This window comes from Acinetobacter sp. YH12227 (genome assembly GCF_013417785.1).
GTDB lineage: Bacteria > Pseudomonadota > Gammaproteobacteria > Pseudomonadales > Moraxellaceae > Acinetobacter > Acinetobacter gandensis.
Genome location: NZ_VPDH01000082.1, coordinates 1 through 13,753 on the forward strand (window position 1 = coordinate 1; position 13,753 = coordinate 13,753).

The 13,753-nt window shown below is 33.5% G+C and carries 13 protein-coding genes and 1 pseudogene; 9 read left to right on the forward strand and 5 right to left on the reverse strand.

All coding sequences use genetic code 11. The features are described 5' to 3' along the window. The 3 genes and pseudogenes from FTV09_RS14900 to FTV09_RS14910 all read left to right on the forward strand — a co-directional run. Nucleotides 1-107 (forward strand): annotated as a pseudogene (locus FTV09_RS14900) (IS5/IS1182 family transposase); the annotation flags it as partial. A gap of 542 nt (nucleotides 108-649) precedes the next feature. Further along, the gene (locus tag FTV09_RS14905) at nucleotides 650-946 is read left to right on the forward strand and encodes a type II toxin-antitoxin system RelE/ParE family toxin (protein WP_146857197.1); all 297 of its coding nucleotides are present in this window, start codon (nucleotides 650-652) and stop codon (nucleotides 944-946) included. 2 nt (nucleotides 947-948) lie between these two features. Beyond that, nucleotides 949-1,239, forward strand: a complete 291-nt coding sequence (locus FTV09_RS14910) for an addiction module antidote protein (RefSeq protein WP_146857198.1) — start codon at nucleotides 949-951, stop codon at nucleotides 1,237-1,239. A gap of 71 nt (nucleotides 1,240-1,310) precedes the next feature. On the opposite strand, the gene FTV09_RS14915 is transcribed toward FTV09_RS14910, so the two are convergent. The 4 genes from FTV09_RS14915 to mobC form a co-directional block, all read right to left on the reverse strand. Next, complete coding sequence (locus tag FTV09_RS14915; RefSeq protein ID WP_146857199.1) at nucleotides 1,311-3,245, reverse strand: DUF4435 domain-containing protein; 1,935 nt, start codon at nucleotides 3,243-3,245, stop codon at nucleotides 1,311-1,313. Between the two features lie 256 nt (nucleotides 3,246-3,501). Beyond that, on the reverse strand, nucleotides 3,502-3,792 hold the full coding sequence (locus tag FTV09_RS14920) for a hypothetical protein (RefSeq protein WP_180058754.1): 291 nt from the start codon (nucleotides 3,790-3,792) through the stop codon (nucleotides 3,502-3,504). 489 nt (nucleotides 3,793-4,281) lie between these two features. Beyond that, on the reverse strand, nucleotides 4,282-6,270 hold the full coding sequence (locus tag FTV09_RS14925; RefSeq protein WP_180058755.1) for a relaxase/mobilization nuclease domain-containing protein: 1,989 nt from the start codon (nucleotides 6,268-6,270) through the stop codon (nucleotides 4,282-4,284). After that, nucleotides 6,267-6,593: a plasmid mobilization relaxosome protein MobC gene (gene mobC, locus FTV09_RS14930; RefSeq protein ID WP_180058756.1), complete on the reverse strand. Its 327-nt coding sequence runs from the start codon at nucleotides 6,591-6,593 to the stop codon at nucleotides 6,267-6,269. The genes FTV09_RS14925 and mobC overlap by 4 nt, the downstream gene beginning before the upstream one ends. Nucleotides 6,594-7,461: 868 nt before the next feature. Between mobC and repM the strand changes: the two genes are divergently transcribed. From repM to FTV09_RS14955, 5 genes are all read left to right on the forward strand, one after another. After that, the gene (repM, locus tag FTV09_RS14935) at nucleotides 7,462-8,406 is read left to right on the forward strand and encodes a replication initiation protein RepM (protein ID WP_104221584.1); all 945 of its coding nucleotides are present in this window, start codon (nucleotides 7,462-7,464) and stop codon (nucleotides 8,404-8,406) included. Between the two features lie 3 nt (nucleotides 8,407-8,409). Next, nucleotides 8,410-8,964, forward strand: coding sequence for a plasmid replication DNA-binding protein (locus FTV09_RS14940; protein WP_104221585.1), 555 nt, complete (start codon nucleotides 8,410-8,412; stop codon nucleotides 8,962-8,964). Between the two features lie 12 nt (nucleotides 8,965-8,976). After that, on the forward strand, nucleotides 8,977-9,120 hold the full coding sequence (locus tag FTV09_RS14945) for a hypothetical protein (protein ID WP_001125248.1): 144 nt from the start codon (nucleotides 8,977-8,979) through the stop codon (nucleotides 9,118-9,120). A gap of 195 nt (nucleotides 9,121-9,315) precedes the next feature. Beyond that, entirely contained in the window at nucleotides 9,316-9,657 is a 342-nt protein-coding gene (locus FTV09_RS14950; RefSeq protein WP_104472901.1) for a hypothetical protein, read from the forward strand. Between the two features lie 234 nt (nucleotides 9,658-9,891). Then, the gene (locus FTV09_RS14955) at nucleotides 9,892-10,209 is read left to right on the forward strand and encodes a hypothetical protein (RefSeq protein ID WP_180058757.1); all 318 of its coding nucleotides are present in this window, start codon (nucleotides 9,892-9,894) and stop codon (nucleotides 10,207-10,209) included. 614 nt (nucleotides 10,210-10,823) lie between these two features. Here the strand turns inward: FTV09_RS14955 and FTV09_RS14960 are convergent. Beyond that, on the reverse strand, nucleotides 10,824-11,435 hold the full coding sequence (locus FTV09_RS14960; protein WP_004889724.1) for a recombinase family protein: 612 nt from the start codon (nucleotides 11,433-11,435) through the stop codon (nucleotides 10,824-10,826). Nucleotides 11,436-11,840: 405 nt separating this feature from the next. Here FTV09_RS14960 and FTV09_RS14965 point away from each other — a divergent pair, with 405 nt between their 5' ends. Then, entirely contained in the window at nucleotides 11,841-13,577 is a 1,737-nt protein-coding gene (locus FTV09_RS14965; RefSeq protein WP_180058758.1) for an AIPR family protein, read from the forward strand. Nucleotides 13,578-13,753: the final 176 nt, after the last annotated feature.

The following is a 13,753-nucleotide window of genomic DNA, read 5'->3' on the forward strand; positions in this document are numbered from 1 at the left end:
AGACCTTTAGAATTCTTGCTGAACGTTATCGCAATCGGCGTAAACGCATGGGTTTACGCCTTAATTTGATTGCTGCAATTTACAACATGGAATTGATTAAAAAATGATTTTTGCAAGAGGTCTATTAATAATATTTTTTGATCTCACCAACGTTTTGAAAGTATCTTGAATATTTTAAGACTGCCAAATGTATACTCAATATTTATTCTTTTATTATAAATTTTTAATTCAGTATCCAATTTTCAGTATTTTTTGCTTTCCATGGCAACTGGCATATTTAACATAAAATCTCTTATTCGAAATCCCAAAATAGTTAAATCTTCTACTAATTCTGACTTCATTTAACATAATAGAGCTTATACGAAACGCGATTTATAAAACCTTTGTTTTTCAGATAGTTAAAAATTTTTGACCGACCCGAAAAACCGCAAAAAGCCGACTTAGACACAAGTCGGCTATTTTCCAATCAAAACTGGTAGCTTTTGCCAATAAATCCGATCACTTATTGATCAAATTTTGATTTTTCCCTGATTTCTCAACGGTCACTATTCTGAAAATATCCGCAATTTCTGCGGACAACTCTTGGGATAATTCTTATTGCAATATGTATTCGATCGAATACAATAGAGTAAGAATAAAAGGAACTCTCATGATTGAAATTAAACGTCTACCTGAGTTTGATGAATGGTTAGATGGCATTAAAGACAATATGACCCGAATTCGTTTGAATCGTAGGCTAGATAAGGTTCAGCGTGGAAATTGGGGTGATATTAAACCTCTGCAAGATGGTGTTTGGGAAATGCGAGAGTTCTTCGGTTCAGGTTGGCGGATGTACTACATTCAACACGGTGACCTTGTTATTATAATGCTGGGTGGCGGTGATAAATCTACACAGCAAGATGACATCAAGCGAGCAGTCAAATTATCTAAAACATTGGAGGATTAAAAATGGTTAAAGTCGCTGATTTACCAAGTTTTGATATGGCTGAATCACTCAAAACTGAAGAAGATATTGTGATGTATCTCAATATGGTTCTTGAAGATAATGATCCTGCTGAGTTAGCTCATGCGCTTGGAGTAATCGCTAAAGCAAGAGGTATGACCCAAATTGCGAAAGAGGCAGGTATTGGTCGTGAAGCGCTTTATAAAGCACTTCGTCAAGATTCAGCACCTCGTTTTGATACGATTAATCGTGTAGTGAACGCTTTAGGTCTTAAACTTACAGTACAACATATTTAAAATTTTAAAAATATAATAAAAATGGGAGCTAAGTTCCCATTTTTATTATTAAAATCATTCTACTAATGATTTTAATATTTCCCATTTTCAATTAAAAATTTATCAAAATATTTCTCTATAAATAACTTAGCCTCACTGTTATCTTTTAAAAATCTAATAGATTTATCTTTAAATTTTCCAATATTGAATATTCTCTCTGGTATTTTTTGTATTCCTTTATTATTAAAACATCGTAGTACTTCATTATAATTTTTATCTTCAATAATTTCACTTAAGAAATCAACTCTCTCCCTATAATCTTTTTGAATATTAATACCACTAACAAAATTATCAAAATTACCTTCAATATCAGACAAAGTCATACCGTTAGATAAGTTTGTATCCTTAAAGTAGTAATCTATTTTAGTAGAAACATAATTTGATGCTTGTTGCTCTTTATTTGAATTCAATAAATTAATAATATCATTTTTTATATTACTAACAGACCTATCTATATCTTCGACCATAAAATTTTTAGCGATAAGCTTAAGAAAATCTTCATCAAATAATAAATTTTCTGCTTCTGCAACTTTCAGTGAAAAGATATTTGATTTAGCCAAATGTTCTAATCTATTTTGTGGAGTATGATCAGAATCAATAATTCCAAAGGCCTTAGTTGTAGTATTTGTTAAGCTATTAAATGACTTAGTATAGTTAATTACTGATTGACAAGTTCCAACTGGTTTTACAGTTAAGTTAGGGAAAATAGTATTGTATATAGATTCATCAATACTACCACTCAAACCTTCACAAAATAGTATGTTTTTTCTACTTCCTAATAATTCAAATAATAGTGTTTCAGGCAATTTTTCATTATCTGGGATACTTTCAATTTCCCACTGATTAGGATGATTAAAAGATTTTATCCATAATTTCGTAGCAGTATATCTAGTAGATGCAAAATCAATATCATGTGTTAAATACATAAAAATACAATCTTTTCTTTCATTTTCAAGAGTATCCCACAATTTATTTAAGATAGTTTTATGTAGATACATCTCAGGTTCATCTATGACGATGAAAGCATTTTTAGGTGCCTGTAAAATATGTGCGATTAAATATAATGCAACTTTTTCTCCATCACTCATTAAGTATGCCGCATACGTCTTTTGAGTATCTTTAGTTTCTAATGAAATATTTACGCCATCACAAGTTAATGTTCGATGTTGAATCAGACTATTCCATATATTTAATACCTTATCTAAAGTAGATTCTGGTACACTTAAATTTATATTACTATTACCCTTAATTTGATCACAAAATTTATTTCTAAGGCTACTTCTTTCGGCTAATAAATTATCTAATAGTGCATGGAATTCGCCCCCAACTTCTGACAGAAGTGAGTAAGCCGTTCCTCCTCCGTCTGTAGAATATGTTCCTCTAAAATTATTATATCTATTTTGATAATTACCCAACTTTGTTATAGTATTTTGATAATTAGATATTCCACCAAAAGTAGGTACAATTAAGACTTTCTGAGCGGATATTACTACACCATTTTCCATCAAATTATTTTTTAAATATTCTGATAAACTACTTTTTCCTGAACCATTTGCACCTATTGCAACCATATTGTTCGACAAAAATCTTAATTTACTGAAAAATTTTACATTAAATTTAACTGATTCAATTAATTGATTTAAATAATTATTTGTTATTTGATCTAACTGATTTTTTATATTTTGTTTAGAATACGTATTAATAAAAGATAAATCTTTATTTTCGCGATACGGTATATTATTTTGTAAATTAACTATCTGAGTATTAAAATTATTTAGATAATTAACAGGAATAACATCATCGAAGCTACTTAAAATTTCTCTTAAGCTCGTTAATTCAGAAACATAAAAATCGAATTGTTCTAAGGTATTCTCATCACATTCAACTTCGTTACCAATCGCTTTAAGAAATTCTATTTCATTTACGACTTGTTGAAACTTGATCAAAACACTATCTAAAATTTCCATTAAAGACCTTTAACATAAAAAATAAAACAAATCATACACTTAAATTTGTTTTTTATAAAAAATTACTGGAAACATTTAAATTTGATATGACAACCTCATCAGTATTTAACATAAAATCTCTTATGCGCAGTTCATCTGTAAGCCCCAAGTAGAAATGTCCGCTGTTAAAATTTTCTTACTAGTTGCATATGAGATTACACTCATGAAAGGCCGTATCAGGCTAAAAAATGTAAGTCATCTCTATGCTTGTTAGCCGCTACTTTTCACTTCGATTATGGTTAGGAAGTTTATCTTTTAACTTTAAAATCGCTTCAGCTACCAATATTTTTTGATTTAATCTTTTAATTTTCTTAGTTTTTTTATTTATATCATCTTTAAGCATTTCTACAGTTGTAGAATCCTCATTCGCAATTTTATTAAGTATTTCGCTTTTCCAAACACCTAAAGTGGCGTGATGGACACGATATTTTTGAAAAATCTCTGTCAGAGGTTTTCCTTTTAAAATTTCAAGGAGACACTTTTCCTTGATTTCTTTAGAATATTTCATTTTTACTCACACCAATCAACATAAAATAGGTTCAATCAAAAGTTGGATTTTACAAAAAAGGTAAAAACAACGCAAATTATTGATTTTTATGTATAAAAGAACAATTTATTGATATAATATTTTCAAAATTTGAATCGTTTTTTGCTTAAAAATTTGTATTCAACCAAAATAGAAAATCCCATAAAAACTCTTTTTTTGAGGAACAGGACGTTCCGAAATATAAAACAATAATGAAAAGTTCCAGCACCAGAACCGTGAGGTAGTACAGCAGACCTACCTAGCAGCCAAACACGAAAAACCCCGGAATCCTTCCGGGGTTTTTATTAGAGGCTTACAAAATTTTGTAAGCCCCAAGTAGAAATGTTGAAGTCAGTTTATTCAGGTAGGTATGAGGTGACAAATTGCCTTACATCTATCTTTAAAAATGTGTTTCCTGATGTCGGCTTTCATCAAATTTATATTCAAATCTTTCATTTCATTAATCCCTCTTTACATTTCAGAATCCAGTCCTGAACTGCGCTCAGCAGCCCGTTGCTTTGCTTGTAGCTCTTTGCGCTTATCTAGCTCATCTAGAGCCTTGAAGATAGGTTCTGGATTAAACCCGCTAACTTTTGTTGATACTGCTCGACTGAGTTCATTCTCTCGCTGATTTGGTTCGCCAGTGGCTTCGTTTGCTTCTCTATTTCTGCTTGCACCAGGCTCGGTAAAATCTCCCTTAGCAAGCTTCTCAACTCTTCTTGTACGTCTAAAGAATTCACCAAGTTCGTTACATGCGTCTTTAAAATTGTCGCCAATTCGTTTTGTAAAGCTTCTGAAAAATGCTCTGAGACTGTTTGCTCTGATAGCTTTTTCACTATCCCCCGATAGGTGGTTATCTGCTCCACTAACAGATTGTTCCTCTCGATTAGCTTGCTGTTCCTGTTTTTCAAAGTCTCTGTGTAGCTCTCTAGCTCTTCGATAGTCCGTGCTTGAGCCTGAATGAGCTTCAAGTCTTCTTGCTGCTGCTTCAGTTGCTGCTCTAGCTGCTGCTGTTGCTCTTCTATGATCTTCAATAACTGCGTTTCTAAACTCATTTACTTCTCCGCTACTATTCTGTAATTGCCCTCGTACTGCGGTGCTTTCGGGTCTATCTGTACGCATAATCGGCTGTCGCAGTTCGATAGCTTCAGGCTCCCTCCTTGGTGTCTCAGGGCTTCCACTTGGCTGTGCAGTTCGGCTATGTGATCTTTTTGGCTTTTTAAGTAAAACCCTGCTCCGATGCTGCATGTAGCTAAAAAACAGACTAGCAAGATCAAGGGATAGATCGATTTGGAAAGGGTTCTTTTCAAGCTCGCTGCCTGTACTAGCTCTTCTTGTAAGCGGTTCGACTCTTGCAAGCTCTCCTGTAAGCTCTCGACTTGCTTCTGGTGGGCTGCCTGAAGTTCGTTGATTGCTTGTGTATGTACTTTCTGCAACGTCTTCTTGTCTGTTGTAATCTGCTCGATAATCTCGCTCGTTGCTTCGCTCTGCTGTTTTATCAGAGACTCTTTGTTGCTCAAAATTTGGGTCGTCAGATCTTTCGTAGCTTTGTTGTCCTCCTTTCGGAGCTTCAGGGTCAATTGACTGATACTTCTGCTCAAATTCTCGGATCTTGCCGTCAATTTGTTCTGCGTATCGCTGAAGATTTTCTCCATACCTCTTTCGAGCTTCTCTTCTGTATCGTTCTGACGCTTCTGCTGTAAGGCTATCGCCCTCTGCTCCAAATCTAAAATTCTGCTCATAAATAGCACCTTCTAAGCGAATAGGGCGTGAGTTTTCATCGCCATAAGGATTTTTAATGGAAATGGCTTTTGCTGTTTCTTTAGTGATTTCCAGCTCAAGATCAATAAGCCACCGTTTCATGCTCTCACGGTCAGTAATAAAGCCTTCTTCAATTTGTTTTTTGGCTGCTACATCTAAAACTCTTTTGATGTCCGCTGTATTTTTAGGCAGGCTTTTCTTAGTTTTGATATCTTGGCGAAACATCGGATCGTCTGGGTCATGTAACTGATGCTCAAAGTTAATAATCTTCTTAAACAGATCAACTCTCGGCATATCGGCCTCATGATAGAAGGGCTGTAGCCGTTTTCCTGTCAGGATTTCAGTGTTTGGAATCAAGAAATTTAACTCAAGCCTGCGCTCACCTGTTTCCTCGTTTATCTTGTCCCGATGCTCAATCCAAAGCACTCGGTACTGATCTGAGCTCATACCTGGAAAAAGACAGTGCTCAAAATCAGCCATGATTTTGTTCTTGGCTTCATCTGATAAATCGTTTTCATAGAAACTAAGACATCCGCTTGTGTATTTTTTTGCGAAAGGCGAGCTGTCTATAAGCCCTGCAACTTCTGGCTCACTACCGCTTAAAATCTTCGCATGCTCACGGTCGCGCTTTTTCCCAAGAAAGTAATCAAGCGGTCCTTTAGAGAGTCCATCGCCATATCTAAAAAATTCGACAATCATTTTAAGTCCGCTCTCAGTGCTTCAAGGTTCTCATTGATGGCAATCAACAGGTGAAACAGTCTCACAGCATCAAACGGCTTCCCTTTCGCAATATCAGTATTCAAAGCCTTTGCAATCTGATTAATGTTGTTACCAATTCTTGAAAGTTCGAGTAAAAACTCACGATCAAGTTTTGTATAAACCTGCTTTTGCTCTCTCCCCCCTACGGCTGCAATCGCTGACTCACGCAAGAATCTAGCGATATTTTCAACATTGCCATCTCTTAGTTTTTGAAGCTCGGTGTCTGACAGTCTCACCTTGTAAACTTTGTTTCTCTTTTCCATTTTCGACTCAGGCTGCTTTTGCTTTTTACCGCCAAGCTTGTCTTGGTGGTCGGGGGTTTCGGGGTCTCCCTGAACAAGGTCATAGAAGCCTGCAACGAAGTGGAGGGGTCTCTATGTATCCTTGCGTTCCAATACTGATTTACCTGACGTTACCAGAAATAAAAAAAACGGATCTCCGTTAGTGGTGTTTTTGAATTTTTTTTCTGATGCTAATAAATGAATGAACTTTTCAGGCGTGTTCAAGGACAGAAAGTAGCGAGTGAACTGGTATGTTTCTGAGATTCTGATGCGAAGTGTTGAAAGAGATAAGGCTCATTTTTATCTGTATCCGTGCAATTTGAATGCCTCCAGTAGATCCAGAGCGAGTGTCTACGAGCGAACTTACAAAATTCGCATCTCGACTCTCTGAAAAACCGCTTTTTTAGGCTGTGAAGCCTAAAAGAGTGAAAATCACATGCAGAAAATTGAATCTAGATCGAGCGTAGCGAGTAAAAAAGCTTTATGAGCGAAGCGAATTCCGAGTTGCTTTTGCTTTTCTTTAAAGTCACAACGAGATTAACCAAAAAATTGCCCCAGGAATCGAGCGAGAGCGAGATTCAATAGAGTTTGAGCGTAGCGAAAACCAAGGGCAATTTTTCATTCCCCAGGCTTTTAATTATTTTTAAGGTTTTTAAATGCTTTTAGACACGCTGAAAGCCTTTTTTTGCAAGGCTTTCAAGGTGGATAAGACTACAATTTCTTTGTCATAAGACTACAATTTCTTTGTCATAAGACTACAATTTCTTTGTCATAAGACTACAATTTCTTTGCATTCGATTACATCGAGTGATAATGTAGTCTTAATAACACTTACAACCTATGCAGTCTTATGAAAAATGACTTAGTAGTAAAAGATAATGCCTTAATTAATGCCAGTTATAATCTCGAAGTAACCGAGCAACGGCTTATCCTTTTATCAATAATAAGGGCAAGAGAAACAGGCCAAGGGATCTCTTCCGACAGTAAATTAGAAATCCATGCTTCTGATTATGCTTCTCGCTTTGATGTCACCAAAGAAGCTGCGTATAACGCTCTAAAAAATGCAGTTAATAATCTTTTTGAAAGAAAGTTCTCTTTTAAGGAAATTCATAAAGATACAAACAAAGAAATTGTAGTCAAATCCCGCTGGGTTAGCCGAATTGCATATGTTGATGACCTTGCTACATTAGAAATTACCTTTGCACCAGATGTTGTTCCTCTTATTACAAGATTGGAAAAGCACTTTACGAGCTATCAACTTAAACAGGTTGCGCAACTAACTAGCAAATATGCTATTCGTCTATATGAGTTTCTAATTGCTTGGAGAGACGTAGGAAAAACACCTGTTATTTCTTTATCTGAGTTCAGAGAAAGATTAGGACTTGAGATGAATGAATATCAAAAAATGGTTAATTTTAAAAGTCGTGTTTTAGAACCAGCCATAAAGCAAATCAATGAGCTGACTGATATACATGTAAAATACGAACAGTACAAAACAGGAAGATCTATCTCAGGCTTATCATTCATTTTTAAGCATAAAAAAATTGATTCGATACCTTCAGAAAGAGATCCAAACACGGTAGATCTATTTACCCAAATGACGGATGCACAACGCCACATGTTTGCCAATAAACTTTCAGAGCTACCGGAAATGGGTCGGTATTCCCAGGGAACTGAAAGCTATCCACAATTTGCTATTCGTATTGCTGAGATGCTTCACGATCCTGAAAAAATCAAAGAACTATATCCATACCTAAAAAAAGTGGGATATATGCCATTAAATAAAAGGATTTAGTAAATGGCTAAATTATCACTAAGTGAAGTATCTAACCGCTTTAACGTCAGTCGTTCTACGCTATATAGGGCCATAAAAGAAGGGCGTATATCTCGAAGCTCTGATGGTCTTTTTGATATTGCAGAAGTCATCCGATGCTTTGGAGAGCCGATCAAAAAGCATGAACAAAAACAAGAAGTGGATCAGTCTAAAGATGATGCTGATTTACGTCAGCTTGTTGATTTTATGAAAAAGGAAATTGAGTCATACAAAGATCGTGAGAAACGCTATTTAGATCAAATAGACCGCTTTCAATTGCTATTAGGGCATAAAGAGTCTGAAGAAAAAATATCTCATGATGCACCAGTGACACATTCCAATAGTGCACCATGCGACAACAATAGTAAAATAAGTGAAACTATTGATAATAATAGAGATAGTGAAATTAAAACATCCCATGAGACATTGGGGACACGCCCTAATGAAACACCAAAACACGTACCAAATACGCATTATGAGACAAAGAAAAAACGTGGTTTATTTGGCCGTGTACTAAATGCTGTTTTTGATAATGACTAAGGGAGAGAGATCATGCCGAAACTGAAAGATATTGCCCTGGGAATTATTGTGGCCCCGCTGCTGATCCCCATCATGCTGATTGCATCGTACCAGGATAAAAAGGCACTCAAAAAAGAGCTGAATGAACGCCAAAAAGAAAAAGACCAGGCATCCTGATTATTCAATTGAGCTAATCAAAAGCGTGAAACATTGCTCAAAGAATAGGCGTGGAACGTGAAAAATCATAAAAAAAGCCCACCTTGGGGAAGGTGGGCTATAAACTAGAAACTACAGCATTGATTTCTAAGGAAAATTATAACACATTTCGTATAAGGTGTATTATGTTAATTTTAGGGAAATTAAAGAGTAGAAATGAACTTAAATCTAAATAATAAAAAATTTGTAAATGCTAAAAATACATCTAATGGAGAAGTATCTCACGAGACTATTTTTAATTATTACCAAGTAGGTGAGCGTATAGAAGCTACCTATTCTGGTGGCAGTATTACCAATGGACATTTACTAGGTTTCATGACTTCTGAAAAAACTTTCACTATGGCATACCACCACATCAATGAGATGAATGAATTACGTATAGGTGAATGTAATACTGAGATTGAGATCCAAGCCAATGGAAAAATTAAGTTAATTGAAAATTGGCAATGGCGTAATGGAGACTGTTCTACAGGCGAATCAATACTTGTTGAAATGTAAGGTAGAAATAAATAAAGCCCAGATCTTAGATCGGGGCTTCGTATAATCCGTATTATGTTAATAATATAAATTTTTAAAAGCATATTGATTTAATAATAGAAAAATTATCAGAGTAGGGCATGTGTAAAGTAAACGTTCGATTATTAACCAATAATGATTAAAGACTTATATCTTGTATGTGTTAATTTTATTAACATATGTATACCAAATTAATAATGCCTTAAGTGAAATAGTATGCTAGGTAAACATCATCATTTTTTAAAAAAATTTTCGATCAGTGATGCTGCTATAGCGTATAAAAAACCTCGCTCGACTATACTTAAATATATAAAAAGCGGAGATTTCGAACTTGACTACAATAAATTGATTGAATACAGTCAGTTAGTTAAAAAATTTGGTGAACTTACTTACTCTATACAGGACGAAAGAGAGCAACAAATCAAAAAACTAAAAGATGAAGTTATGCATTTAAAAAAACAACTTAACTTTTTTAAATATACTTCAATCTCAAACAAAAATAGACTATTAATCTCTCATAAACACTCCATTTAACATAATGGCGGTTATACGAAATTAGTAGTTTTTACGCGGAATTCCTAACGTATTCATCTTTTGTCTTATATCTTTATTTTTACCAATAGGTAAAATATATTCATAACTTACATCGAAAAGTAGGTAATTAAGAAAAAAATTACAGCGTTTTATAAGCCTTATAGTAACGGGAGAGACTATAGGGCTTTTTATTTATCTTAATATTCATATATCTATGATGAGGCCATGATGCTCGGCGATATAAAAAACCGGCTTGAGAATAGATCGGTCTTTTATGATATTTGCTAAAATACTCTTTTAAAATATAAAAAACTAAGCGTGTGTAGCACTGGGTATAGGTGTTCTTTGTGCTTAGTTATTAGCGTTATTTAAACAAGTATAAGTCAATTTTTACCTAATGGATTTGCTTTTCAACTAGTTCCAATTTCTTTAATGCTTGCCCTTTTTTATGATCATTATTAATCTTTACAACTAGAGCTAAAATAAAAACCATCACTATAAAAACAAGGAAAATCAAATGCTTTTTCATCATTAATCCCTTCTTTTGATCTTTAAGAATGCCTTGCTCCTTTCTAAATAGATATGACATAAGGGAAGCACTGATACAAGCCTTTTTAAATGACTTTAGCAACTCGATAAACAGTTGCAACTCCACAATTCACTGCTTTGGCAATTTCTTCCTTAGTCATATTGCCAGCTGCTAGCAATTCTTTTATTCGTTTGTGCTTAGCCTCATTGGCTTTCTTACCTGTTGGTTTGTAACCCGAACGTGCCAGGCCCTGCTTAATACGTTCTATACGTTTCTCATTGTCCAGGCGGGCCATTGTTGCCAGGAGATCAATCAACATATTGTTGATGAGATCCAGGATTGAATGAGTAATGCTGTCACTGGTTTGAATCATTTGGTAGGTAGTAGGAAGATCTGCTACGACTAAACGAAGTCCCTTCTCCTGGATCCTGCGCTTCAGCTCTTGAAAATCCTGTTGGGTTAGGCGTGATAATCGGTCAATACTTTCAACCAACAAGGTGTCACCTTGATTTGCTTCTGACAGTAGCTTATTCAATTCAGGTCGGTCTAACTTGGTACCACTATAGTTTTCCACGTACACAATGGTTTCGCCCAAATTCAAGTTTTGGTTTAGATCCTGAAGAATCTGCAAAGCCCTTTCTGCATCTTGATCTTTAGTTGAAGCTCGTAGATAAATACGTGTATTCATTTCTATCATTTAATCTTAATTCTGTTAGATTAATGATAACACTATCATTTAATTATTGCATTAAGTCTAATGATAGATATTGTATGCGATTTGGCTCGCTATCATTCAGCTATACTCTTTTGATAAAAAAAGCATAACTAAAAGCCATGCCTTGGGAATTCGTATAACGTGTATTATGTTAATTTTAGAAAATCTCAACAATTATTAATTAGCATAAATAGCAAACTTGCTTTCATCATTGAGCCAATTACCTGATCTCTCGAATTTCCCTAATTGTAATGCTTTCTCTCTATGGCTTTCAAAGCAGCTAATTGTATGTTTTTTATTCTAAAAATACGGGGGAATTACATATAAATCATTAATCTATAAAAATTAATATATCATCTTAAAAAATTAAATTAAATTACCTTAATCATGCATACAGTAATCCGTGGATTAGTAGAAAGTTTTTCTAAAAATTTTAGTTTAGATCAGAGCTATGATCTCGCTAAGCAATTCGAATTTTTTGTTAATTATCTTTTAGTTGCACCTAAAACTTCTGACATACATTTACAACCAGTTGAGATAACTACTGGAGATGATGATGCTTCATTAGATGGAATTGCAATTCTAATAGATGGTGAGTTAGTTACATCAGTAGAGATGGCTGAAGATATGCTACAAAGCAGTCGAAGACAACTCGAAGTAAAGATCATTTTGACTCAAATTAAGTCAGGTGAAGCATTTGAAAAAAAAGAAATTACAAATTTCATGTCAGGAGTCATAAATTTCTTAGAGCAAGATTCTTGTTATCCTGAAGGAGACTTCAATGCTATTAACCATAGAATACTTTTTTATATTCTAGCAAATGTTAGGAGTATTAAAAATAATTTACCTGACATTGAAGTTTATTATGCTACAAGCGGAATTTATCGTGAAACAAGAGAGTTAAAAGGAGCTTTAAATTTAATTGATAAAAAAATTAAGGAAAAAACATATTTTCATTCTATAAAAGTTGAAGCAATTGATAGACAAAAAATTATTGAGTTACATGATAACTTAAGTAAAGATTTTACTTCTCGTATAAGAGTCGAAGAATTATTTGCTATCCCTGCAACTGAAAAAATCCCACAATCTTATTTGGCGATGGTAAAAGCTAAAGATTATGTTAATGAGATATTAACTAACAAGGAAGAAGGTAACTCATCATTAAGATTAAATATTTTCGATGAAAATATCCGATCATATTTAGGTGAAAATGTAGACGTTAACCAAAATATTCAAGGTTCATTATCTAATAGTAATAATAAAAGCATTTTTTCAGTTTTAAATAATGGTATAACAATCATAGCTCCTAATATCGCTTTTTCCCCTAGTGAGAAGACTATAGAACTTACAAACTATCAAATTATCAATGGTTGCCAAACTAGTAATGTTTTATTCGATAATAAAGATTTATTAACAGACGATGTACGTATTATCGTTAAATTTGTTAGTACTAAAGATAATGAAACTATAAATACTATAATATCTTCAACAAACAGTCAGTCACACATTGATGAAAATGCATTTTTATCATTGAAAGATAAGGCAAAATTAGTACAAAGATATTTCGTTACAATGGAATCAAAGAATACTGATGAAAATAAAATTTATTTTGAAAGAAGAAAAAATGAATTTCGTAATATAGTTTCATTAAGTTCAAAAATCTTTGATTTGAGAACTTTAGTTCAAGCTTACAATGCTATGTTTCTAAATGAACCATCTAATTCTTCACGTTATGTTAAGAAAATCTTTGAGGATAAGGAACTTTTCTTAGAAGATGATGATGAATCATACTATTATGTAGCAACTTTTTGTCTTTATAAAGTCAATGTGATGATTAATAGCAAGAAGTTTAAGTATGGATTATTGAAATGGCATTTCCTATATATATTTAAGTTTTTAGCACTTAATAAGACAAATAATTTTGAAAGAAATTCAAGCAAAGCAAATAAAAATTCGGAAGAATTAATGAAGATATTAAAAGACAAGATAAAATTTGAAAAAACAATTAATGAATTTAATTCTATTGTTGAGAAGCTACCTCTCCCAACGATAGATATTATAAAACGTCAAAAATACGCTCATGATCTATTTTCAGAAACGCAAAAATTTTTAAAAGAAAAATAATAATTTTTTGTATGATTAAAGACCATTATGGTCTTTAATCATATTTAATATTAGATCTCTTGCATAAATCAAAAAACAACCAATTTAGTGATTATTTTTCGTACCGATCAATAAGCCATATTCGGTTATCATTGTTGCATGAACTACTCAAAAGTAAAAACATTGCCAAGCCAGCA

Coding starts and splice junctions, on each gene's coding strand:
- FTV09_RS14965 (WP_180058758.1), top strand. CDS start 11,841: ATGCATACAGTAATCCGTGGATTAGTAGAAAGTTTTTCTAAAAATTTT.
- mobC (WP_180058756.1), bottom strand. CDS start 6,593: ATGGAAAAGAGAAACAAAGTTTACAAGGTGAGACTGTCAGACACCGAG.
- FTV09_RS14905 (WP_146857197.1), top strand. CDS start 650: ATGATTGAAATTAAACGTCTACCTGAGTTTGATGAATGGTTAGATGGC.
- FTV09_RS14910 (WP_146857198.1), top strand. CDS start 949: ATGGTTAAAGTCGCTGATTTACCAAGTTTTGATATGGCTGAATCACTC.
- repM (WP_104221584.1), top strand. CDS start 7,462: ATGAAAAATGACTTAGTAGTAAAAGATAATGCCTTAATTAATGCCAGT.
- FTV09_RS14945 (WP_001125248.1), top strand. CDS start 8,977: ATGCCGAAACTGAAAGATATTGCCCTGGGAATTATTGTGGCCCCGCTG.
- FTV09_RS14915 (WP_146857199.1), bottom strand. CDS start 3,245: ATGGAAATTTTAGATAGTGTTTTGATCAAGTTTCAACAAGTCGTAAAT.
- FTV09_RS14950 (WP_104472901.1), top strand. CDS start 9,316: ATGAACTTAAATCTAAATAATAAAAAATTTGTAAATGCTAAAAATACA.
- FTV09_RS14925 (WP_180058755.1), bottom strand. CDS start 6,270: ATGATTGTCGAATTTTTTAGATATGGCGATGGACTCTCTAAAGGACCG.
- FTV09_RS14955 (WP_180058757.1), top strand. CDS start 9,892: ATGCTAGGTAAACATCATCATTTTTTAAAAAAATTTTCGATCAGTGAT.
- FTV09_RS14920 (WP_180058754.1), bottom strand. CDS start 3,792: ATGAAATATTCTAAAGAAATCAAGGAAAAGTGTCTCCTTGAAATTTTA.
- FTV09_RS14940 (WP_104221585.1), top strand. CDS start 8,410: ATGGCTAAATTATCACTAAGTGAAGTATCTAACCGCTTTAACGTCAGT.
- FTV09_RS14960 (WP_004889724.1), bottom strand. CDS start 11,435: ATGATAGAAATGAATACACGTATTTATCTACGAGCTTCAACTAAAGAT.